Raw genomic sequence first — 23,047 nt, 5'->3', positions numbered from 1 at the left:
GCGCTGGGCCCGCCAGCGGCTCTGCGGGCTCTCTCGAGATCGGCATGTGTTCGGGTGGCGTGCGGAAACAGCATAGCGGCGGATTGCGTGTCGGTCCAGTGGTTGTCACCGCGGGTGTGAGCGCCGAGTAGTGCGCGGTTGTACATGTTTCGTAGGCCCACTTCGAGGTGCGCGAAGTCGTGGAGGAGAGCCGCGTTAACGCAGGTGTTCTTCTCGTGCAGTGCGAGCGCCCGGATCCTGCTGCCGCCGGCGAGTCGCAGGTAGGTTCCGAAGCGTTCGGGACTCAACCACTCTTCGACCCAGGGCCGGGCGCTTGTGTTGTCACGGTTGGCACTCCTATCAGATGAAGCTATGATTACCGTGCACAGGCGGTGCTACGTCGTAAGACGTGACCCGGTTGAAGAAGTTCGAAGAACCCGGTATTCAGCTCATGCAGCTGACCCGGGTTCTTTGCTTTCGGTAGTCTGCCTCATCGCACAGTGGGCGATGTTGATCCAGGCGGATTGGGCTGGCACGTCCGACGGCCGGTGTTTCAGAACGGGTTCGAACTCATCATTTTGAAACGTGGTGGAGTCGAGTGGCCATGGCGGTCCGTTTAGACGATGGGGGACCGTGCGGGACGCGGTTGGACCGGGAGGCGGGCGGATGTGCTCATCTTTTACTCATCACTTTGGGTCGTATTCGGGTGGATTCATCCGTACGTCGGTGGTCACTCGACTCGCCGGACTCGCTGGTCAGCCGCACTGTGATGAACCTCAATGGATACATTTTAATTGTTATCGCTTCTGCAGCGGGTCCGGGGTTCGAGTTCCTGACGGCGCACCCAGAAACTCGCCGTCACCAGCGTGAAGCTGGGGGCGGGGTGTTTTGGTTTCTGGAGATTACAGCCCAGCTCATCAGTTGCAGCAGCTGCTGGTCACATCTGGTCCAGGCCGGGCTAACAGTGAGAGCTCGCCGCGGTCCGTTCGAGCCTCACGCTCAGTTGAGTCAGGGTCAGGAATTCGAGAAGCGCTCTGGGCGGAGTTTTGTCATTTTGCGCAAGATGGGAAGCAGTCGGAGATCGACCTCCGGACCGTCACGAGAGTGGGGGCTGCGGGGCGGGCTTCCGCATGCGCGCCGCTATACGTGCCACCGACCCCGTCGTCGTCGATATCTGACGACGGTTACGCTGGCGGATGTCGTGGTCGAGATTCGTACCCACGCGCCAAGTTCGAACAGGTCCCTAGCCCATCGGGACCTCCGTCGCCCAGCCTCATGTCGGGCTCCTTCATCTCTCTGAACAGTTTCTCGAAGCGTTTCCGCACGTGCTTGTGCATGACCCACCACGAACCCGACGAGTCGCATCGAGTTCACACCGCGTGATGCCATCATGCGGTCCGACGGTGCCGCGCTGGTGGCGTCCGGGATTCCGGCCGGTGAGCGACTACGGTCGACATTTGGTTCCCACGGTGTCGGGTGAGAGCGATTCGATGGACAGTGTTGCTCGGCAACGATTCTCGGCGACATGTACACCAACTTCATCGAATCCTGTTTCAACGGAGACGATTTGAACTGCGACACCACCGCACTGTTCCCCGTGATCGGGTACGAGGAGGCCGCGGCTACCGCGCACCCGAGCTCAGGCCGGCGGCAGACCACTGAGCGACGCTGCTTCGGCTACCGCTTCACTCGACGGCGATGAGTTCGATCAATTCGTAGATCAGGCGAGGATGGCCGGTATCGAAGGTATCGATGGCAATCAGAGAAAGTATCGATTGTTCGACGGTCGCTCTCTTGCTTCACTCGAATGGCACACATACACAACGAAAGGGTCATTCGAATGCGAGTACTTCTGATCGGCGGAGCGTCGGGGATCGCCCGGTCCATTGCGTCGTCTGTTCTCGACGGCGGCGGTGAGGTGGTCCTCGCCGGCCGGCACCGTGAGTCTCTCGACGCAGCAGTCGCTTCGTTGGGTCCGGGAGCGAGTGCGGTGGTGATGGATCTCGCGGACGAGTCTTCCATCGCGCAGGCAGTCTCGTCGGTGGGCTCGGTCGACCACGTCATCAGCCTCGCCGCCGATCATGCGAACGGACCCCTCGCCGATCTTGACGGCACCGCAGTCCGAATCGCATTCGACGCCAAAGTGATCGGACCGATTCTGCTGGCGAAGCACTTTTCGCCGCAGGTGCGAGAGGGGGGTTCGTTCCTGTTCTTCTCCGGTGTCGCTGCGTGGAGACCTGCGTCCGGCCTATCAGTAATGGCGACGACGAACGGGGCGGTGGCGTTCCTGACCGCGGCGCTCGCAGTCGAACTTGCACCCGTCCGCGTCAATGCCCTGTCACCCGGGATCGTGGACTCGGGGGCCTGGGACTCTATGGGACCGGGGAAGGACAAACTGTTCGCGGATACGGCGCGCACCAACCCCGTACGCAGAGTCGGTCGACCGTCCGACATCGCGGCCGCTGCACTGTCGTTGCTGACGAACACCTTCGTCACCGGCGTCACCCTGCACGTCGACGGGGGAGGGCGGTTGGCATGAAACTCCTCACGGCAATGGCTGCCCTGGTGGCCGTGACGCTGCCACTGGTGGCGTGTTCCGCCCGTGCGACAACCACCGACCGGCCTCTGGTGGATTCTGCGGTCGACCTGGTCGCACCGGGTACGGTGAACGTCGGTGATGCATCGGTTACGGACCGGACCCGTGAGGTCGTCCGTATCGCGCAGACGCTGTACACGTTCTGGAATACCGGTGATAAGGGGTATCTCGACCGAGCGGTGGACCCCGGCTTCGTCGACAACACGCTGCCGCCAGGACGCCCGCAAGGCCCAGCGGGACCCGTCGCGGCGTCGGATACGTTCCGCGCTGCGGTGCCCGACTTGACGTGCGAGCTCGTCGATCTGTACGTCACTGGTGACACCTTCACCGCACGGTTGATCTTCCGGGGTCATTTCACCGGCACGTACGACGGTCGCACCGGCACCGGACAACCGATCGAATTCGGTGCGATCGACATCCAGCACGTCGGTGATGCTCGCATCGACTCGGACTGGCACCTCGAAGACAACCTCACCTTCCTCCGGCAAGCCGGACTCGTCGCGGTCGGCTGACCGAACCGAGCCGAGCCGCCACCATCGCACACCATTACTTACGACAGGAGCTGACACACATGAACGTCGACCCGAGGATCAGAATGGCCGCAGGCATCGTCATGGCCGTGATCTCCTACGTCGTCGCCGTCACGAACTTCATCGACGGAGACATTCGGTCCGGCGTAATCCTCACGCTGATCGGCATCTTCTTCAGCACGATGCTCGTTCAGACGACAAGTCGCAACCTGAAGAGGGATTCAAGCTAGAGGCGTCGGACTGTCGCCGTAGAATACGCTCGACCGATGCCGACTCTGCGAGCCCTCGAATGCTTTGTCGCCGTGGTGGACGCCGGTTCTGTGACCGCCGGGGCAGCGAAGTTGAATCTCTCACAGCCTGCGCTGTCTCATCAGTTGGCGTCGTTGGAAACGGAAATCGGCACCCCGCTGCTGGAGCGTCTCCCGCGCGGGGTTCGGACGACCCCGACCGGCCGCGCATTGCTCGACGATGCGCGGGCCGCACTCTCAGCTGCCGACCGAATCGTCCGGATCGGACGAGCGTCGGCGGAGGGACGCGAAGGCCGGTTACGGCTAGGGTGCGCCGAAAGCATGACTGTCCCAGTCCTCGCGCCCACGCTACGAAAATGGACGAGAAAGTATCCGCACATCGGCCTGGACCTGACCGAGTTCGCCAGCGCGGATGCGATGGCGGACGCACTCTCGTACGGCGACATCGACCTCGCAGTCGGTCCGGCTTCGACGCAGTTCGCCGGCGTCACCCACGTGATCGGGACGGAAGACATCGTCGCGGTGATTCCGGAGGGGCTCGATCTCGCCGACGAGCCCGCCATCTCGTGGACCGATCTCGCCGGAAGACCGATCGTGCACTACCACCCGTCGAACGGTCTACGCGGGTGGTTCGACTCCGTCGCGACAACCCACGGCGTCGAGCTCGATGCTGTCACCCATTCCCGGAACGCCACCACAGCAGCACAACTCGCCCACGCGGGCCTCGGAATCGCGCTCGTTCCGACCACCGCACTCCCCACGCGGTTCGCCGGCATCGTCACCCCGATGCGGCCACCGCTGCAACGCGCGGTCGTCGCGATGGTCGGAACGCGCACGGACGCACTGACCCGCCGATTCGTCGACGACCTGCTGGCGCGGGGAATGGGAGCGCGGCGCAGCTGATCGGCGCCCGCCTATGGGGCCCGGCCGGCAGACCCCCAGCGCTGCACACCCCGATCGAGCACACAGACAGGGCACCGTCACGTCGACACAACGTGGGCTCAGCACCTCGACTGATGACGGCGAAAAAGACGTGCGGCTACCGGCTCATCACGACGTCCCCTCACATCGTCGACACCACTCGACGGTGCGGTGACTGTCGTTGTCGCAGCGGGGGCACCGCTCAGGAAGTTGCGCCGTACAAAACCAAGGTGTGGTCGATACACTGCTCGATGAAAGCGCGGTCCAGGGTCTCGTCGATAACGAGCAGTCTGAAATACATCGGTGCGCAGAGTGTTTCGAGTAGCGAACGGGGATCGGTGTTCGCGGGCAACTCTCCCCGTTCGAGGGCTCGGGTGATCACGTGGGAACTCTGTTCGAATCGCTCGGTCCAGAACCGGTTTCGTGCGGCGCTGACGTCCGGATCGGCGGACAGGGCGATGGTCGTTCCGATCAAACGCGTGATGCCCGGTCGTGAGATCAGCTGCGCTATCTGGTCGGCGACCACCATCAGGTCTTCGCGCAGGGTTCCCGTGTCCGGGACAGGATTATGGGTAGCTGCGAGATCCGTGACAGCGTCGGCGATCAACGCGGTTCGAGTACCCCACCGGCGATAGACGGTCGTCTCGGCGACGCCGGCGCGTGCGGCGATGTCGCCGATGGTCAATCCTTCGATACCGTGTTCGCGGGCTTGGTCCAGAGTTGCGGTGAGCACCGCCTCGCGCACACGTGCCGATCTGCCGCCGGTTCTCCTACGAACCTCGCCGTCACCCGCCGCGGATTCAGGGATGTCGTGTGTGGCCCGGTCCATGGGCTCTGTTTCTACGCTAGATGCCTGCCAGGATCCACTTACACCCTGTTCGGGGCGGTTGAGAGGAACCGTTCGATGAACCCGAGCACCTGCCCTCTTGCGGTAATGGCACCTTAACGCAATAATTACTGGCGTTAAGTCGCTCATCTTCGGTCGCCTACCACCGGAGTAGCTTGATCACGCGTCTGAGATGGGGAATGAAGATGAAAGAGTCGCTGGATATTCGGGCCACCATCGGGGCGAGAACGGTGTCTCGACAGCGTGTGCTCGAGTGGGAGTCCGCCCGCGCAACCAAAGTACTCACCACATTCGCGGCCAAGCTGGGGGAGCGGGCGATGCGCGAGCTGTCGCCGAATCAGTCGGTCCAACAGCTCCTGTCGACCAACCTCGCCGAGCAACGGTCTGCATTGACGCGATTGAAATACGAACTCGGACATGCCGGGATCTACGCTGCGCTCCGACGCGAGATGGCAGTATCGGAGCGTCTCACGCGTATCGGTGTTGCCGCCAGTCGCGGCCACACCCGACATGCCGTGACACGGCTGCAGGTCCCAGGTGTGGACGCTGAACGCTCCGTGGAGTGGTTCGACAACTTGACCGTCACGAATGCAGAAACCGACATGCTCGACGCGTGTCCCGATCACTACCTTCTGCGGGGGCTACCCGACGGGCGCCAGGAGGTCATCGAGACGACGGGCGGATCGCCTGCGGCAAGCCGCTTCTTGGTCGACTACACCCGAACGGCGTCGTTGACGATCGAGATCGATCACGACTATCCCATCCAAGTCGCGGGATCAGCTGTTCTCGATGACGGTCTGGTCATCGGCGGTGTGCGACATCAATTTCGCAATGTCAACGGAAACCTCGACGCTGTGCTGACGGTGCAGTTTCCCGGCACGACACCGGCAAGACTGATCGCAGAACATCAGTGGCATCTCGCCTGCGAATTCAGCAACTGGATCGAAGCGGCCCACCGGTCTGTAGCAACCTGAGACAATCCGGGTCTCGACTGGCGTGCTGTTTGCGCGGAGACCGGTCACACCCCGTTCCGTTCGAGCCGGAGGCGTGCGCCAGCGATTCGGTCGGCAGCCTCGCCTGGGGGAACACTGTCGGAGCGGGAGCGGTCGAGAATCGACAACACCGTGTCGTAGATCCTCTCTACGCGGTGGCGGACCCACTGCGCGTCGACACCGTCCTTTTCCCCCGCAACCTGGATGAGTCCGCCGGCGTTGGCAACGTAGTCGGGCACCCACAGCACACCCTTGCTGTGCAGATACTGGCCGACGTCCGCAGTCCGGAGTTGGTTGTTTGCTGCGCCGCACACGATAGATGCGGTCATCCTGTCGGTGGAAGCGACGGTGACGGTCGCACCCAGCGCGCAGGGGGCATACACGTCCAACTCGGCGTCGAGAACATCGTCGCAGACGACGATCGAAGGGAAGCGGGCTGCAACAGCGCGCACTGCCTCGACGTCGACGTCCGTCGCGATGACGTTCGCCCCTGCTCGCACCAGCAAGGCGATCAGCTCGGAGCCGACCTTTCCCACGCCTTCGACCCCGATCACACGATTCGTGAGATCGGGCGTGCCCCAGGTCGAAGTGGCCGCGGCACGCAAGGATTGGTAGACGCCGAGAGCAGTCATCGGACCGCTGTTGCCGGAACCGCCCGCGGCCGCCGACCGTCCGACCACGTGGGCAGTCCGTTCTCCGATGACGTCGAGATCGTCTGCGCCGGTGCCGACGTCGCCCGCCGAGATGTATCGGCCGCCGAGAGTGTCGATGAAGCGTCCGTACGACCGGAGCAAAGCCCGGGTCTTGATGTCCCGCGGATCGCCGATGATCACGGCTTTGCCGCCACCGAGTGGAACGCCTGCGATTGCCGCTTTGTAGGTCATCCCACGTGACAAGCGGAGTACGTCCGTCAAAGCGGCCCCCTGGTCCGAGTAGGGGTAGAACCGGGTGCCACCCAGGGCGGGACCCAGGGTGGTCGAATGGATCGCGATGATCGACTGCAGGCCCGTGGCGTGATCTTCGCAGAAGACGACCTGCTCGTGTGGCAATCCCTCGAGTGCATCGGTCCGGTCGAAGACTGTTGTGTCTGCGGCGCCCGCGACGGATTGCGTGCTGAGTGTCATGTTCGAAAGCCCTTCCGAAGAATCATCGTGCATGAGTTCAGGTGTTGGTGCGGTGGTCGACCGACGTGGTCCAGATGCATTGCCTAACCCAGGACAGTTCCGGTGGACTCGGTATTGAATTCCCTGCGCCTGGAGAAGGATCCGAGATGTATCTGCACACCGGTGTGCGGACCCGTGTAGACAACTGGATCGAGATCGTGGTCGTGCCCCGCCTCGACTTTCTCGATCAGAGTAGCCAGCATTCGGCCGACGACAGGTGCGTTCTTGAATTGATTACCGCTGGTGCCCATCGCTACGTAGAAGCCCGGTCGATCGGTCTTGTCATAGATCGGGGTCCAGTCCGAGGCAGCGTCGTACACGCCGGCAATTCCTTTGGGCTGGGACGGTACCGGCAAATGTGGAAGACGCCGAGCTGCTCTGAGGACCTGCGTCTGAAAACGAGCGGCAGTGCGGTTCGGGTTTGCGGTGTCGGGGTCGTCGATCCATTCCAGTGGATCGCACTCGGGCTCGGTACCACCTATCAGAAAGCCACCGCCGTGTTCTGGTCGCATATAGGTTCCCAGATCGAGATCGGCGATCATCGGCCCGAGTCGCGCATGGTGGTTGTAGCCTTTCGGCGCCGAGACATGATGAACCTCCTGCCTGAGGGGGCGAACGGTGACGGTGAAATCCGATCCCACTCCTGCCATTGCGTTCAGCGCATTCGACCACGGCCCAGCAGCGTTGACCACGACCGAGGTTTCGACGGTGTCGCCGTTGTCCAGTCGAAGGGCCCACTGCCGCGAGGCATGTTGTTCGATGCCGATCACTGTGGTGCGGAACGAATGGATCGCGCCTTTCGCTGCCGCGGCAGCGCCCAAGTTGGCCGCCGCAAGCTGGGGGTCGTCGACGAAGCCGGCTTCAGGTGTGAACACCGCTCCGAGCGAGGTGTGGGTGTCGGCATAGAATTCCTCGCTGTCAACAGGTTTGGGAGGGTAGTAAGACCCGACATCGATTCCTGGGATCCGATCGCCCAACGTTTTCGAGTCCCACAGCTCGTACTTCACCCCGATCTTGTCGAAGAGTCGAACCGTACGTTCACGTGGGGCGAGGTCCACATCGAGGAATACCATTCCACATTCGTGGAACTGGGCAATTGGTCCGCCGGCGGAGTCGTCCAGATGTTCGCGCCAGCTCTTCCAACAGTGCGCGGCCTCCCATGCTGCAGCCATCCCGTCGTACGTCGAATAGTTGTAGCGTATGACCGCGCTGGAGGCGCTGGTGGAACCGAACCCGGAACCTCCCTCCTTGTCGAGGACCAGGACTTCGTAACCACGAGCAGCAAGTTCGTAAGCGATGGAGTTGCCGATCACCCCGGCTCCCACAACTATCGCATCGGTCGATCGGGGCATCGTTCCTCCAGATGTGTTGTTGCGACGGTGTACACGAAGCGAACCGCTACAACCACAAGTTTTGCCTAGACCGGAGGGCGACGCTATCTCCATTTGTGGATACTTCGGTTGACTACGAACAGAATTTGTCGCGTACGGCGCCCGTACGGAACAGTCAGCCGATCGACGAGTCGTGTGCTTCGGCTATGGACTTCATCTTCAAGCCGAGGTGCAGAGAGAGTCGGTCGTCGCCGTTGTCGAAACTGCAACCGGTGATCTGCTCGATGCGTTTGAGTCGCTGGTAGAGCGTCGCACGGTGAATTCGCAGCAGTTCCGCGGTGCGTCGAATATCGCACGCATTGTCGAAGAATGCGCCGAGGGTAGTCGTCAGTACCTGTTGCTTGTCCGCGGCTTCGAGTGCCTTCACAGGTGAAACCTGTGTAGCTCCGATGATTTCGTCACGGGACAGTCGCAGTAGGACGTCGTAGGGACCCAGGTGGCCCCATCTCGCCACGTCGCCGAGCGAGGGGACGAGCAGTGCAGCGCGAACTGCGGCCGTCGCGCTGCGATAGGCGCGGTATACCGCGCCGAGCTCGTTCACGGTGTCGCCGACGCCGAGGACGAATCGACTGTCCCGACCACTCAGTTGGCGAAAGCGATAATCCGCGCGTTCGGTGACGCGCTTCAATTGTTGTGGCGTCGGAATATTCTCGAATGCAAGAAGGATCCACGCGCGGGACTTGTCTGCCACCATCAGACCGGCGCCGGTCGGAAGAGTGTCCAGCGCTTCCTGCATCGCGACCTGTACCGCTATGTCGTCCGATGCTTCTACCGAATGTGCAGTGTCGCGTTGCGCTGCGATGACCTGATAAAGCATCGGTCGCGGGGCGAACAGCTGGTCGGTGACTACATCCTCGACGGCCTGCGTCCTGACCTCTGGAGTTGAGCTGACGAGGTTGCGGAGAATCGATTCGCGACGAGCATTCGAACGCTCATGACGCAGAAGTCGTTCGTACAGCACAATGCCCGCGCGCGAGGCAGTGTCCTCAGCCATTTCGACGTCGGACTCGGTCAGAGGGTTCTCTTCACTGTCGATCAGCCAGAGGAAACCGAGAAGCAGACTCTTGCACCGCACAGGTACACAGAGTCGCTTCTCGCTCCCCGGCACATCGGGCCGCGCGCTACCCGGTTTGATCCAGGTGCCGATGCCGAGAGCGAGAAGTGGCCGCGAAACCTCCTCGGGTACCGCTCGATTCAGAATCGATGCGACGCGCAGGGAGTCTTCGTCGCCGAAGTGTCGACTGGACGCAAGGAGTCGGATGGACGGGTCGTCGATGGCCACAGAACGGCGGAGTCGCCCGGCCAGGTCGTCGACGAGGAGCTGCAGTTCGTCGATGGACATGTGGACTCTCCTCGCAACTCTCGACAGGCACCTTGATGCTAGTGCAGCGCGGTCCGAGACCACCTCGCTCGATCACCGGACATGACATTCCTTCAGATAGCTCAAGAAGGATGCCTGTACTCCGGTGACGTGCGTCTCGTCGAGCATCGAAGTCGACAGGAGCTCCGAACGACCTTGTGCGCGCAGTCCCTCGAGCGCTCTGAGGACATTTCGGGCCAAGCCGCGATACACGGGGACATCGCCCCAGAGTTCTACCTTGTTCAGAGTGACGTGGAGACGTCCGGCGCCTGGGCCGCCGTCGCTCGCTTCCGGAAGGTTTCCGATCATGTCGAACAGTTGGCTGTCTGCGCTGCTGATCCCCGGTGTTCCCGCGCCGACCGTCGAGAAGGGAGTTCCGCCGCGAAGCCACGCGTACAACGCGAAGAGCCCACCGTACGAGAACCCGAACAGCCCGTGACCGGTGTCGCTGACGCGAAGGTGAGAGTGCAGACGAGGGTGCAGTTCGTCGGTCAGAAAGTCCAGAAACGTATCCGCATTGCAGTCCGAGTGTTGCTCGATGTAGGCGTCGATGTCCCGTTGACTCATCGCCCCGGTTTCGCGTGCAGACTCCAATGCAGCCACTACGTCATCGCCGATAGGTTCCCCGGGCGGCACGAGGTCGCGGTTGCGAAGCCGCGCCCAGTCCGATGCCTCGTCACCGGCGTAGCCGACGGTGACTTGAATGTAGGGCGCAATGCTCAGATACGGATCGCGTTGCGTGACAATGAGCGGAGCGGTGAAACCCACGGTCCAGTTGCCGTCCAACACGTAGACCAGTGGCACTGATTCGCTGGATTCTTCGTATCCGGGAGGTGTGGTGATCCAGATTCCGTACCGGTTGCCTGAGCGTGACTCCACTTCGAGGTATTCGGTGTCCGGAAGGCAACCATGCAATATCGCGCTCAACGAATGTCCTTTGCTGTCGTGCCGCTCTTGACTACGAGGACGGCCATCTCGGGATCGGCGAAGACATCGGGGTCTTCGAGAGGGTCTTCCTGCCAGACGGTCAGGTCTGCTCGCATTCCAACCCGCACCATGCCCACGGTGTCGCCCACGCCGAGGATGTTTGCATTGACGCTCGTTGCGGACACCAAGGCCTGCATCGGCGATTCCAACTCCGAACGCACGCGCAACTCGTCGCCGCGCCGTTGCTGATTCGGGCCGATGAGGTCGGAACCGAGGCCGATGCGCAGGCCGGACGCGCGGGCAACCTCGAGAGCGGCCGCCATCCGCTCTCGAACTCCTGCTACTCGTTCGACAGTCGCGGGATCGACATCCGCCACCCCGTCGTTCAACAGTTGGTCGATCACGGAGAAGGTGGGCACCATAGCGACGTCGTGCTCGAGCATCAGAGCCGCTGTCTGCTCGTCGATATCGGTGCCGTGTTCTACGCAGCGCACCCCCGCCTGTACTGCGTTGCGAATCCCTTCCTCACCGTGCGCATGCACTGTGACGTACGTGCCTCGTGCTGCGGCTTCCTGCACAGCGACCGCGATTTCCTCGACGGTGAACTGGGTGTCCGCGAGCCGGTCGTGCCCGCCCACGACTCCACCGGTAACGCACAACTTCAGAAACGTGGCACCCCGGCGAAACGTCTCACGCACGTTCTTCCTGAGTTCGTCGGCGTTGCCGGACATCAGCGACAGCGCACACAGCCCGGGAATGTGATGCTGTGTCCACAATTCTGTGGGTTCCCAATCGGCGCCGTAGTATCCGTGCCCGCCGACCTGGCATTGGACAGGGCCACAGGACAGGACGTGCGGACCCCGCACCTTGCCCTTGGCGATGACGTCGACGACACCGCGGTCTATGCCACCGGTGTCGCGAACGGTCGTGAAGCCGGCATCGAGGGCGAAGCCTGCCGAGGCGAATATGTCGGCCGCGATCTCGGCGGCAGACAGTTCGAATCCGAACTGTGCTCTGATGGGACTGGACAGACCGAGGTGAACGTGTGCGTCGATAAGTCCGGGGGTGACCAGCCTGCCATCCAGATCCACCGTTGTTGCGCCTGCTGGTGCATCGCCGAGGGCGGTGATGATCCCGTTATTCACGCAGACATCCACCGCGGATGGTTCGACACCGGATCCGTCCGCGACTCTTCCTCCTGCGTACCACGTTTCCGTCACACAACCTCCCGGTCTTCGCCTCTTCGGATGTCTCCTCCGTAATGGCAACGATGACGCATGTCTTTCATGTGCTTTCGCCCAGGTCCCATCATGGTGCGTGTCCACCGGAACGGACAGTGGCCGCGCGTTGCGACTTGGGCACGGGACCATCGACATATGTCGAGTCCCGGTTCGATCGATTGCTTCGGGAGGTGCCACTGCATCGTTGGGTTTCTCAGCTGTGCAAAGGGCGGTCCGTCCCTGCGATTCTCGATTCCGGTATGCCCCGCCAGAGGACCGGAAGCGCAATCGAAGCGACCGCGGTTGCATAGAACGCCGGCGACAGGTTGCTGCCCGTGGAGTTGACCAGCGTCTCGCATACCAAAGGCGCGGTACCGGCAAAGAGCGCGTACGCAAGGTTGTACGGCAGTGCGGTACCCGTGAATCGAGCATTCGTCGGCATCATCTCGAGGACCGCGAGAAGAGCTGAGGCAAGCAAGGATTGCACGATAACCAAGACGATCAACGCACCTGCGATTGCGACGATGTTTCCCGTGCCGATCAGAACATAGCTGGGAACCGCGACAAGAACCGATGCAACCATTCCGATTCTGACCAGGGGACGCCTGCCTATCCGGTCGACAGTTGCGCCGAAGGCGATGTACAGAGGAACCGCGAGCACCAGGGCACCGGACGTCAGCATCAATGCAGCTGTGCTCGACACTCCTGCAGCGTGTGTCAGGAATGTCGGCATGTAACCGATGAGCATATGAGTAGCGACACCGAGCGACGCGAAGTAGACGAACGCAGTGACCAGAGACCGCCAGTGATTGCGTAACAGATCGGCCAGGGGGCGAGTGAGAAGAGCTTCTTTTTCTTTCATCTCGGTGAAAGCCGGTGTTTCGTCGACCGCAAGCCTCATGAACAGGCCGGCAATTGCGACAACCCCTCCGATGATGAACGGCCAACGCCACCCACCGTCCAGGAAGTACTCTGTGCCAACCGAATTGAACGTCAGTACCGTGATTGTCGCGAGAATGCTGCCGACGAAGGACGAACCGGCAATGATTCCGGCGTAAAGTCCCCGACGGTGGTATGGCGCGTGTTCGACGACGAAGGTGGCTGCTCCGGTGTATTCGCCGCCGGCCGAGAAACCCTGAACCAATCTGCAGACCAGCAGGAGTAGTGGGGCAGCAGCGCCGATGGAGGCGTAGGTCGGCAGAAGCCCGATAGCCGCTGTCGAGCAACCCATGAGCGTAATTGCCAAGGACAGGGATCCTCGGCGGCCGAACCGGTCGCCCAGCCTGCCGAAAACCACGCCGCCTGCGGGCCTGGCGAGGAACGCGACACCGTAGAGTGCAAAGGTGGCGAGCAGAGCGCCGCTGCCGAACTCGGCAGGGAAGAACACTGTGGCGAGAACTGCGGCGCTGAAGCCGTAAATTGTGAAATCGAACCACTCGACGATGTTCCCCGTTGCGCCGGCGATCAGCGCCTTTCGACGTGTGCGCGCCCGCTCGGGTGAAGTTCTTTCCAGGCTCTCGATACGAGCGTCGGCTGCACCGGTCATGGGGTTCCTCTCGAAGCGGGACTGTAGACGTTTCATCGACGGCGGCGTGGACGCCGAATTCTTTCGAGAACGCCGATCAGAGAACGTCGGGGTCCGAACACTCGCCCCCGCTTTTCGGCGTGACGAAAGCCTATGGCCGGCGATGTAGGCTGCATCACTGCCATATGTTCACAATGTGGGCGAGAACTGCCTGCATTTGTCGAGAGCGACGAGAAGTGCAGCGGGCTGACTACTTGCTTCCGGACGTAACGGCGTGTCACGCGCCGGCGAATTACTACCTATGAGAAGCAAACTTATTGCAGCCGCACGAGTTAGCGTCGTCATGTGCGGTCTGGCCACCGCTTCGATCTCGACTTCCGGGGTGGCGTCTGCCGGCCCGCAGGACTGTGCCGTCGTGCACGACTCTTTCAGCGCATCGGTAACCTGTCACGACACCGGAGCTCCGCCCCGGAGAGAGTATTTCCTCAGCATCGAATGCTGGGGTCTTCATGGCATCCCCAATGCCTTCCCGTTCTACGCGGTCGGGCCGTACACCGCGTCGACCAGCTCGTTCGGGCCGACAGGTCAGGCGTCGGGTACATGCAGCTCGGGGTGGGGTGCACTTGTGCCGAATGTCGGAGTGGTCACCGGCGCTCACGTGGAGACGTACGTTCAGGGAGGCTGAGTCGCGTTTCCGCACCCCCGAGACCGCGACGGTCAGGGCTGGTCGAGATCGGCAGCGCCCAACGGTATGGGCCGGCTGCACAGTTCTTCGGCCTCGGCGCGTGAAAGTCCGAGTGAGACAAGGATTCCAGCCGTCATGGCGTCGGCGGCGGCTGCGTCGTCGCGGTCGGGTTGCTGCAGGAGTAGTTGCCCGAGGCCGAGGAGGGATCCGGCGACCAACGCCATGGCGAGGTCCGTATCAGGGGCGACGAATCTGCCGGCTTCGGTAGCTGCGGCGATGTCGCGTGCGGCCCTCGGAGCCAGGCCCTTCGTCGAGGCGATGAGGGATGGTCCTGAGTTGACGAGAACCCGGCTCAGCTCGGGTTGCAGGCGAAAGAGCCGTCCTGTGATGCGGAAGGACTGTGCGAATATCTCCGCTGGGTCGCTGAGTTCGACGGTGAGTGAATCCAGGTAGTCCCCGAGGGACTCCAGTGCGCTCTCGACTGCGGCAGCGAACAATTCGTCTCTGCTGTCGAAGTGGTTGTAGAACGAGCCCATTCCCACGTCGGCGGCTTGCGTTATCTCCAGGATCGGCGCGTTGGGTTTACCGTCGGCGATGAACCGCTGCGCAGCTGTGATCAGCGCGGAGCGGGTACGAGCCTTGCGGCGTTCGAGCCGGTTTCCTGCAGTGGTCATTCTGCTGGTCACACCCCTCTTCGCGTGAATGTCCGTCGCCACATTAGACCACCCTCATAGCTGACGATTTAGTCAGAACCCTTGACTGACGGCTCACTCATAGGTGACGATATCGTCAGAAAGTGGACGAGGGAGGGAACAACGATGACGGACGCGCACAAGGACATGCACGTCGACCAGGGCGCGCTGCCAGGCGAGCACCCGGGGCGGGCAAAAAATCCGATCGTCAAAATTCACGACATCGCCTGGCTGGAATTCTGCAAACCGGACCTTCTCCGTGCCGAGGCATTCGCGTCGGCATTCGGGTTCACCGTGACCCATCGTTCGTCCCAGGAGCTCCACCTTCGGGGCACGCAAGGCGGTTCGCCGTGCGTCGTCATTCGCAGAGGCACGCGAACCCGCTTCGTCGGCGCGGCGTTCCAGGCCGTCGACGAGTCCGACGTACTTCGGCTGGGCAAGGCAACCGGACGTCGGGTCGATCGACTGCACGAGAGCATCGGCGGTATCGGGGTCACTCTCCACGATCCGAGCGGACAACCGGTACGCGTGGTCGCCGGCACCCGGGCTCTTCCTGCGCTGACCGGCCAGCGCATCCACCCCCACAACGACGGCGGGAGTCGTACTCGCGTCAACGCGACGTGCCGAACTCCCCATGAACCAGCGCTCGTCGAGCGCATCGGTCACGTCGTCCTCTCGCGCACTCGATATCTCGAAAACCTGAACTGGTACCTGGAACACCTCGGGCTCATCGTGAGTGACTTTCTCTTCTACGAGAATCAGCGCGAACGTGGACCGGTGATGAGCTTCATCCGCTGCGACCGCGGCGACACCCCGACCGACCACCACACCGTGGCGATGACACTGGGACCCTCGGATCGATACGTGCACTCGGCCTACCAGGTGTGTGATCTCGACGCTATCGCCGCGGGAAGCGAGTTCCTGACCGAACGCGGCTACCGCCACTCGTGGGGGATCGGCCGACACATCCAGGGAAGCCAGATCTTCGATTATTGGCGCGATCCCGACGGTTTCCTGGTCGAGCACTTCAGCGACGGCGACCTGTTCGACAGCTCGCTCGAACCCGGTTGGGCCCCGATGACGGCGTCGGGCCTCGCCCAATGGGGACCGCCGGCAACACGAGATTTCCTCGGCATCGCGCCCGGACGGCAATCGTTGGGGGAACTGCGGTCGATCATCTCGTCGCTACGACACGACAACGAATTCGACGCCCAGCGCTTGCGGGGCCTGCTGAAAGTAGCCAACTCATGACTGTTTCGATTCTCCGTACCGTCGACGCCTGGTGGGTGCACACGCCAGGCGGCGCCGTCCGAGTCGACACCGACGCGGTGACGACAGCCGAGCTCCTTGCCGACCGGGCCGCGATCGACGCCGCACGCCGCGGTTCGGCGACCGCGTCGGTGGAGGGTCTGGCGCTGGTCTCACCGGTGACCGCGCCGTGCAGGGTCGTCGCGCAGATGACCAATTACGTGACACACGTGAGGGATTCGGGGATGAACCCGGAGACGGTGCCGCTGACGTTCTTCCGCAAGGCATCGGGGTCCATCAGTGGTCCGGCAGACGACATCGTCAAGCCCGCGCATGTGCAACTGCTCGATTACGAGATCGAGATCGGGCTCGTCTTCGGCGCATCGATGACCGTGGGCACGGCACTCGACGAGAACAACATGGCCGACTACATTGCAGCTCTCGTCATCACCAACGATGTGTCCGCCCGGGACGTACAACTGCCAAAAACTCAGTTCTACGAGGGAAAGTCGTACCCCACGTTCACGCCCGCCGGACCGGTGTTGCTGCTCCTCGAGGCGGGCGACTTCAGCCGCTTCACCGATCTCTGCCTCACCCTGCGCGTGAACGGTGAAGTACGGCAGAACAGCACGGTCGCGGACATGATCTACCACCCGTTGGACACGTTGCGAACGTTGACACGATTTCAGCGTATGGACCCGGGTGATCTCTTGCTGACGGGCACTCCAGGCGGGACAGCGCTGACGGCGCCCGCCAAACCGATCGAGATCATCGGCTCGCTCCTCCCTCCCGCACTCAAATGGAAGATCTTCTTCAAGAAACAGTCGTCCAACCCGTCGTATCTGCAGGACGGCGATGTGCTGGAACTGGCCGTGTCGACACCCGATGGGGCACTCGATCTCGGCATTCAACGGACCAGGGTTCGGTATGCCTGAGTCCGTCGATCACCACCCGGTCGTGATCATCGGCTCGGGGCCCACCGGGATGACGGCCGCACTGTTGTTGGCGCAGTACGGAATCAGCTGTTCCATTATGGACCGCTGGGAGGGTGTGTACCCGCAGCCTCGGGCGGTGCACATGGACGACGAGGTCTGCCGAATACTCGGTGGCCTCGGGTTGGCCGAAGAGTTCGCGGCGATCTCCAGACCGGCCCGCGGGTTGCAGTTGGTCGACCGACGCCTCACGACGCTCGCAGTGTTCGATCGAGACCCCGACCTCAGGCCGCACGGCTTTCCGCAGGCCAACATGTTCGATCAACCCGACCTCGAGCATCTCATGCGGTCGCGGCTGTCCTCGCTCGCCGGCGTCCACATGGCAGGCGGCTGCACCGTCGTCGACGTCGCGAACAGGCGGGACCACTGCGTCGTGACATACCTCGATACACGCACTGGAGAACGCTGTGCCGTCACCGCGGACTATGTACTCGGATGCGACGGAGCGAACAGCACCGTGCGGTCATCGATCGGATCGAGAATGCTCGACCTCGGCTTCGAGCAACGATGGCTGGTGATCGACATCGCCACCGAGCCCGAGCTCGATTTGTGGGAGGGTGTGCACCAGGTGTGCGACACCGAACGCGCCGCAACCTACATGCGTATCGGCCACACCCGTCATCGGTGGGAATTCCGGCTCCGCGACACCGAAACTGCCGACGATTTCGATGATCTCGACAGTGTCCGCCCTCTGCTGACGCCATGGCTAGGTACTGCGGATCGGGACGCACTGCACCTGATCAGATCCACCGAGTACACCTTCCGTGCCCGAGTGGTCGACCGGTGGCGCGATCGTCGCATCTTCGTGCTCGGCGACGCAGCGCACCTGACGCCGCCGTTCATCGGGCAGGGCATGGGCGCGGGTGTGCGCGACGCGATGAACCTGGTCTGGAAACTGGTAGGCGTCATGAACGGATCCTTCGCCGACGACACTCTCGACTCCTACGAAGCGGAGCGCAAACCTCACGTGACGTCGTCGATTCGATTGGCCGTGGCAATCGGGAGGGCAATGACCGGTGGGGGAGCGATCACCGACGCCGTGCGCAAGTCCGTCGCGCCCGTCCTCGGACACCTACCCATGATCGGAGCACAGGTGACCGACAGTACCTCGCCGCGCCTGTCGCCCTCCAATTTCGTTACGCGAAAAGTATTGTCGCGTGGGCTCGCCGGATCGCTGTGTCCCAACGCCGTCGTCGATCGCGGGAGGAGGGTCGACGACGTTGCCCCAGGGTGCTTCCTGTTCGTCTCCACCACACCGCTCACCCGCGAGCAGAACACGGAAGTTGTCCGCCGAGGCGCAACCGCACTGGAGGTCCCGCAATCCTCGGAACTCGGGATGTGGCTGCATCGACGCCGCGCCAACGCTGCCATCGTGCGGCCGGACAGAACCGTGATGGCCGCAGGCCGGTCGGTGCCGTCACTGCACACTCGGTTGCCGAATTGCGCCTATCGAATTGTCAGGAGCTCCGGTGACCGTTGACTCGTCGGTCCCCCGATACCGACAGAACATCTACGACGTCGACGCGATCGTCGACCCGTATCCCCACTACCAGCGGCTGCGCGCCTTGGGTCCTGCGGTGTGGTTGCCGCACCAACGCGTCTATGCCGTATCGCGTTACGCGGACTGCAAGGCGGTGCTGCTGGACGACGAGTCGTTCATCTCCGGCGACGGAGTGTCGCTCAACGCCGTCGCGAATCGCCTGGGGCACGGCACGACGCTCAACAGCGACGCGGACGACCATGCGACCAAGAGATCCGTTCTGGCGCACCGCATGACCCCCAAAGCCCTGAGAAAGATGACCACGACAGTGGAGGAGGCCGCCGACGGAGTGGTCGATCGAGCGATGTCGATGCTGGACGTCGATGGGGTCGAGGACTTGGCGACGGTCCTTCCGCTGTCGGTCGTTCCCGATCTGGTCGGATGGCCGGAGGACGGCCGCGAGGAGCTGTTGCGCTGGGCCGGAGCGACATTCGACGCAATGGGACCGGTGAATTGCCGGTCGGTCGGTGCTGCGAAGGCCGTGGCGGAAATGATGGCGTTCGCACGTCGCGTCGTGAAGAACAGATCGGTGCTGGAAGGAAGCATGGGCGGCGATGTGCTCACTGCCGCCGACGAGGGCACGATCGACCCGAAGGCGTGCCCTGCGTTGATGGTGGATTACATGGCGCCATCTCTGGACACCACCATCGGAGCCATCTCGAGTGCGCTGTACCTGTTCTCGCAGCACCCGGAGCAGTGGCAGGCGGCGCGGGCCGACCCCACGCTCATCCCAGGCGCCGTCAACGAGGTGGTCCGGTTCGAGTCGCCGCTACGCGCGTTCTCGCGCAAAGCAGCGCGCGACGTCGACATCGGTGGAGTTCCGATTCCGCGTGGGAGCCGCCTGTTGGTGATCTACGCCTCGGCCAACCGTGATGCTGCCGAATGGGATCGACCCGACTCGTTCGACATCACCCGCGATGCTGCTCGGCAGCTCGGCTTCGGGTCCGGCGTGCACGGTTGCGCCGGCCAGGGTTTGGCACGGTTGGAAGCACGATCGATGCTGCAGGCGCTGGCGCGTCGGGTCGAACGAATCGAACTGACCGGAGAGCCGAAGTGGGCCGTCAACAACATCATTCACCGGCTCGAACGGCTACCGCTCGAGCTGGTACCGAGCAGGGGAGAGCAAGTATGAGGATCGACGTCGACTGGGATCGCTGTGAAGGCCACGGACTGTGTGAAGAGGCCGCACACGAGGTGTTCAGCCTCGACGACGACGGCGAACTGCACTACGCGTACGACCACCAGGACGTGCCCGAGGAGCAGGTCGCTGCGGTGCGGTCCGCGATCGGCGCCTGCCCGGTGGCCGCGCTGCGCGAACAGAAATGAACGCAGCTCCGATTGTCGTCGTCGGTCGGTCGACAGCCGGTTGCGCGGCCGCCCGTGAGCTCCGAGCCCTCGGTCACGACGGGGACATCGTCATGATCGGTGGGGATCCGGACGGGTCGTACTCACGGCCGCCGCTCTCCAAGCACGTCCTGAACTACGGCAGCGGCACGTCGGCCCGGTGGGATCTGTCCGACTTGGACATCACCGAACTGAACTCTGCTGCAATACGGTTGAACCCAGACCGAAAGACCGTTGCTCTCTCGGACGGAACCGACGTCGAGTACGGCACACTCGTCGTCGCGACAGGCGCCGATGCTCGACGCCTGGCTCGGGTCGGCCAAGCGGGGGAACTGGTCGTCAGAACCCATGACGACGCACGGGTCCTGCGTTCCCGGCTGGACGCGGCATCGTCGGCGATCATCGTCGGCGCAGGCTTCCTCGGAATGGAAATCGCCTCGGCGTGCGTCCGACGCACTATCGAGACAACCGTCGTCGACGTGGATCCTCCTCTGGAGCGAGTTCTCGGAAGCTTCCTTGCTGCGGCCATCGAAGAGCGCCTGGCGGAGAACAGCGGAAGTATGCTGCGCCCTGCGGGGCCGGTAACGCTGTCCGGCAGTCCCGTGGACGGGATCGTCCTGCCGGATCGCACTGCGCTGCATGCCGATGTCGTTGTCAGTTGTGTGGGGGAGGTGCCGGCCTCCGACTGGCTCGACGGTACCGGCGTTGCGGATCGAGACGGTGTGGGGATAGGAGAGGACTGCTCGACGTCGGTACCCGACGTGTTCGCTGCCGGCGACGTCACGTACTTCCGGGAGCCGTCGAGATATCCCCGACGCGGACCGTTCTGGTCCAACGCTGTGGCTCAGGGCAGGGTTGCTGCAGCATCCGCGCTCGGAGCAGCCGCTCGGTGCGCTCCGGTCGACGACTACTTCTGGACCGAGGTGCTCGGGTTGTCCATCAAGGCGGTAGGTCCGCTGCCACTCGTCGGTGAACCGGAAATTGTCACCGGTTCGGTGGACGACGGGTCGGCCCTGCTGCGCTGGACGCACCCGGACGGTCGAAAGACTCTGGTGGCGTACGGGCTTCGCATGTCAGTGGGAAAGCTCCGCGCACTCGCGCGGGCGGAACAGGGGCAAGGATGAAGACAGCAATCGTGACCGGCGCATCGTCGGGAATCGGCCGCGCTTCGAGGCCGTAATGCGAGTGCAATACGACGGTCACGGCCCGGTAGCGGGCTCGTCTTAGTTTGAGGCATGAAGTCTTTGAGGCATCCCGCTGCACAGATCGGTCTCGCTGCGATCGGCGGCATTGTCTTCGGTCTGCTCGTCGGTGAGTGGGCAGCGAACCTGAAGTTCATCGGAGACCTGTTCATCCGTCTGATCCAGATGTCCATCGTTCCGTTGGTGATGGCATCGGTCATCGTCGCCACCGGATCCATGTCGGGCACCGGTACCGGAAAGATCGCGTTCCGAACGTTCAAGTGGATGATCGGGTTCTCGTTCGTTGCGGCTGTCTTGGCTTGGGTGCTCAGCAGTCTCGTGCGGCCGGGGTCGGGAATGGTGTTCACGCAAGAGTTGGACCCGAGCCTGGAGGAATCGGCGGGGGAAGCACTCGGATGGCAGGACACGCTGCTGAACTTCGTGTCCACCAACGTGTTCGACGCGATGTCCACCGCGACGATGGTGCCGATCATCGTCTTCTCGCTGCTGTTCGGAATCGCACTGCGCATCCACGTGAACAAGACCGGCGACACCGGCGTCCTGAGGCTGTTCGATCAGATTCAACAGATCGTCCTCACGATGATCCGTCTCGTCATGGTGATCGCCCCCATCGGCGTGTTCTGTCTACTGGCAGCTCTCGCAGGAGACGTCGGCTTCTCGGTGGTCTCGACGGCGCTGAAGTATCTGGGCACGACACTCATCGGCGTCATCGTCCTGTTCGCGCTGTTCGTCGCTGTCGTGGCAGCACGAACTCGTCTCAGCCCATGGAAGCTGCCGAACAAGCTCACCGAGCAGACCATCGTCGCAGTGACGACGACGAGTTCGGCCGTCACCTTCCCGACGGTGCTGAAGAACACTGTCGAAAAGGTGGGAGTAAGTCAGAAGGTCGCCAACTTCACGCTGTCCATCGGCCTGACGATGGGTTCCTACGGCGCGGTCCTGAACTACATGATCGTGGTGATGTTCCTCGCGCAAGCCGGAAACATCGACCTGAGCATCGGACAGATCGCCCTCGGTATGGGATTGGCGATCCTCCTCAACATGGGCACCATCACTGTTCCGGGCGGATTTCCCGTCGTCGCGATGTTCCTGGCCACCTCGCTCGGCCTGCCGTTCGAAGCCGTCGGGCTGCTGATCGCAGTCGATTGGTTCGCCGGAATCTTCCGTACCTTCCTCAATGTCAACGGTGACACGTTCGTGGCGATGCTCGTTGCCAACGCCGACGACGAGATCGACCGCGACGTCTACAACGGGACCAAGACCGTGATTGCGGAGGAAATAGATCTGGACGACTACCAGGGCGTCATGGCGCGTGCGGATCAGGCCGACTGAGCACCGGGATCTGTTGCTCACAGCGCCCCACGGACAGGTGAATTTCCACGTGGTCACCGTCGTCGATGTCCTCTGGGCGGCGTAGCGCGACCTTCAACGGCACCAGGTATGCACCGTCCTTCGGGATCAGAGAAGTCTCGATTTCGGTGTCACCGATCTTCACCCGAGCGGGGATGACGCCCCATCCGTAGGTCAGCTCACCGAGGTGAGCGTGCAGAAAGTCGTCGACGTGCGCGGGAGTGGCCGCGAAGTAGAACGGCGCGGGACCGCGCCACTGGAACACCTCGGCGTCGAAGACCCAGTCCATGGCCGA

21 protein-coding genes and 1 pseudogene are annotated in these 23,047 nt (G+C 62.7%); 13 read left to right on the top strand and 9 right to left on the bottom strand.

Going from position 1 to position 23,047, the window contains the following annotated elements:
- Nucleotides 1-1,333: 1,333 nt before the first annotated feature.
- The 5 genes and pseudogenes from BH95_RS29890 to BH95_RS03645 form a co-directional block, all read left to right on the top strand.
- Nucleotides 1,334-1,459: pseudogene (locus BH95_RS29890) on the top strand (hypothetical protein); the annotation flags it as partial.
- Between the two features lie 360 nt (nucleotides 1,460-1,819).
- Nucleotides 1,820-2,518: an SDR family oxidoreductase gene (locus BH95_RS03660; protein ID WP_037181077.1), complete on the top strand. Its 699-nt coding sequence runs from the start codon at nucleotides 1,820-1,822 to the stop codon at nucleotides 2,516-2,518.
- Nucleotides 2,515-3,087, top strand: a complete 573-nt coding sequence (locus BH95_RS03655; RefSeq protein ID WP_037180986.1) for an ester cyclase — start codon at nucleotides 2,515-2,517, stop codon at nucleotides 3,085-3,087. The genes BH95_RS03660 and BH95_RS03655 overlap by 4 nt, the downstream gene beginning before the upstream one ends.
- A gap of 59 nt (nucleotides 3,088-3,146) precedes the next feature.
- Nucleotides 3,147-3,335, top strand: a complete 189-nt coding sequence (locus BH95_RS03650) for a hypothetical protein (protein ID WP_037158148.1) — start codon at nucleotides 3,147-3,149, stop codon at nucleotides 3,333-3,335.
- 36 nt (nucleotides 3,336-3,371) lie between these two features.
- Nucleotides 3,372-4,256, top strand: coding sequence for a LysR family transcriptional regulator (locus BH95_RS03645; protein ID WP_037180984.1), 885 nt, complete (start codon nucleotides 3,372-3,374; stop codon nucleotides 4,254-4,256).
- Nucleotides 4,257-4,476: 220 nt separating this feature from the next.
- On the opposite strand, the gene BH95_RS03640 is transcribed toward BH95_RS03645, so the two are convergent.
- Nucleotides 4,477-5,103: a TetR/AcrR family transcriptional regulator gene (locus BH95_RS03640; protein ID WP_052059951.1), complete on the bottom strand. Its 627-nt coding sequence runs from the start codon at nucleotides 5,101-5,103 to the stop codon at nucleotides 4,477-4,479.
- Between the two features lie 203 nt (nucleotides 5,104-5,306).
- On the opposite strand from BH95_RS03640, the gene BH95_RS03635 reads away from it, so the two are divergent.
- Nucleotides 5,307-6,095 carry a hypothetical protein gene (locus tag BH95_RS03635; protein WP_230593892.1) on the top strand — a complete coding sequence of 263 codons (789 nt, stop codon included), beginning with the start codon at nucleotides 5,307-5,309 and terminating at the stop codon, nucleotides 6,093-6,095.
- Nucleotides 6,096-6,139: 44 nt separating this feature from the next.
- Here the strand turns inward: BH95_RS03635 and BH95_RS03630 are convergent, their stop codons facing one another.
- The 7 genes from BH95_RS03630 to BH95_RS03595 all read right to left on the bottom strand — a co-directional run bounded on the left by BH95_RS03630 (nucleotide 6,140) and on the right by BH95_RS03595 (nucleotide 15,058).
- A complete protein-coding gene (locus BH95_RS03630; RefSeq protein ID WP_033190389.1) occupies nucleotides 6,140-7,237 on the bottom strand; it encodes a Glu/Leu/Phe/Val family dehydrogenase in 1,098 nt (365 codons plus the stop codon).
- An 83-nt stretch (nucleotides 7,238-7,320) separates the two neighbouring features.
- Entirely contained in the window at nucleotides 7,321-8,628 is a 1,308-nt protein-coding gene (locus tag BH95_RS03625; protein ID WP_037180982.1) for an NAD(P)/FAD-dependent oxidoreductase, read from the bottom strand.
- Nucleotides 8,629-8,782: 154 nt separating this feature from the next.
- Nucleotides 8,783-10,009, bottom strand: a complete 1,227-nt coding sequence (locus tag BH95_RS03620; RefSeq protein ID WP_037180980.1) for a PucR family transcriptional regulator — start codon at nucleotides 10,007-10,009, stop codon at nucleotides 8,783-8,785.
- 72 nt (nucleotides 10,010-10,081) lie between these two features.
- Nucleotides 10,082-10,954 carry an alpha/beta hydrolase gene (locus BH95_RS03615; protein ID WP_027498809.1) on the bottom strand — a complete coding sequence of 291 codons (873 nt, stop codon included), beginning with the start codon at nucleotides 10,952-10,954 and terminating at the stop codon, nucleotides 10,082-10,084.
- Nucleotides 10,951-12,099: a metal-dependent hydrolase family protein gene (locus BH95_RS03610; RefSeq protein ID WP_244164797.1), complete on the bottom strand. Its 1,149-nt coding sequence runs from the start codon at nucleotides 12,097-12,099 to the stop codon at nucleotides 10,951-10,953. The genes BH95_RS03615 and BH95_RS03610 overlap by 4 nt, the downstream gene beginning before the upstream one ends.
- Before the next feature lie 289 nt (nucleotides 12,100-12,388).
- The gene (locus BH95_RS03605; protein WP_052059949.1) at nucleotides 12,389-13,720 is read right to left on the bottom strand and encodes an MFS transporter; all 1,332 of its coding nucleotides are present in this window, start codon (nucleotides 13,718-13,720) and stop codon (nucleotides 12,389-12,391) included.
- Nucleotides 13,721-14,416: 696 nt separating this feature from the next.
- Nucleotides 14,417-15,058 carry a TetR/AcrR family transcriptional regulator gene (locus BH95_RS03595; protein WP_244164795.1) on the bottom strand — a complete coding sequence of 214 codons (642 nt, stop codon included), beginning with the start codon at nucleotides 15,056-15,058 and terminating at the stop codon, nucleotides 14,417-14,419.
- 144 nt (nucleotides 15,059-15,202) lie between these two features.
- Between BH95_RS03595 and BH95_RS03590 the strand changes: the two genes are divergently transcribed.
- The 7 genes from BH95_RS03590 to BH95_RS03560 all read left to right on the top strand — a co-directional run bounded on the left by BH95_RS03590 (nucleotide 15,203) and on the right by BH95_RS03560 (nucleotide 22,734).
- Nucleotides 15,203-16,327, top strand: coding sequence for a VOC family protein (locus tag BH95_RS03590; protein WP_037180976.1), 1,125 nt, complete (start codon nucleotides 15,203-15,205; stop codon nucleotides 16,325-16,327).
- On the top strand, nucleotides 16,324-17,259 hold the full coding sequence (locus BH95_RS03585; RefSeq protein ID WP_026347751.1) for a fumarylacetoacetate hydrolase family protein: 936 nt from the start codon (nucleotides 16,324-16,326) through the stop codon (nucleotides 17,257-17,259). The genes BH95_RS03590 and BH95_RS03585 overlap by 4 nt, the downstream gene beginning before the upstream one ends.
- Entirely contained in the window at nucleotides 17,252-18,796 is a 1,545-nt protein-coding gene (gene mhpA / locus BH95_RS03580; RefSeq protein ID WP_037180975.1) for a bifunctional 3-(3-hydroxy-phenyl)propionate/3-hydroxycinnamic acid hydroxylase MhpA, read from the top strand. The genes BH95_RS03585 and mhpA overlap by 8 nt, the downstream gene beginning before the upstream one ends.
- Entirely contained in the window at nucleotides 18,786-19,988 is a 1,203-nt protein-coding gene (locus BH95_RS03575) for a cytochrome P450 (RefSeq protein WP_037180973.1), read from the top strand. Before mhpA ends, BH95_RS03575 begins: the two co-directional genes overlap by 11 nt.
- Entirely contained in the window at nucleotides 19,985-20,182 is a 198-nt protein-coding gene (locus tag BH95_RS03570; RefSeq protein ID WP_019664872.1) for a ferredoxin, read from the top strand. The genes BH95_RS03575 and BH95_RS03570 overlap by 4 nt, the downstream gene beginning before the upstream one ends.
- Complete coding sequence (locus tag BH95_RS03565; RefSeq protein ID WP_037180970.1) at nucleotides 20,179-21,324, top strand: NAD(P)/FAD-dependent oxidoreductase; 1,146 nt, start codon at nucleotides 20,179-20,181, stop codon at nucleotides 21,322-21,324. The genes BH95_RS03570 and BH95_RS03565 overlap by 4 nt, the downstream gene beginning before the upstream one ends.
- 111 nt (nucleotides 21,325-21,435) lie before the next feature.
- Nucleotides 21,436-22,734, top strand: a complete 1,299-nt coding sequence (locus BH95_RS03560; protein WP_020111756.1) for a dicarboxylate/amino acid:cation symporter — start codon at nucleotides 21,436-21,438, stop codon at nucleotides 22,732-22,734.
- Here the strand turns inward: BH95_RS03560 and BH95_RS03555 are convergent.
- Nucleotides 22,706-23,041 carry a DUF1905 domain-containing protein gene (locus BH95_RS03555; protein WP_037158166.1) on the bottom strand — a complete coding sequence of 112 codons (336 nt, stop codon included), beginning with the start codon at nucleotides 23,039-23,041 and terminating at the stop codon, nucleotides 22,706-22,708. The genes BH95_RS03560 and BH95_RS03555 overlap by 29 nt on opposite strands.
- Between the last annotated feature and the right edge of the window lie 6 nt (nucleotides 23,042-23,047).

The sequence above is a fragment of the Rhodococcoides fascians A44A genome, from assembly GCF_000760735.1.
In the GTDB taxonomy this organism is placed as follows: domain Bacteria; phylum Actinomycetota; class Actinomycetes; order Mycobacteriales; family Mycobacteriaceae; genus Rhodococcoides; species Rhodococcoides fascians_E.
The sequence above is the reverse complement of the archived record's forward strand: the minus strand, read 5'-3'. Positions and strand labels throughout refer to the sequence as shown.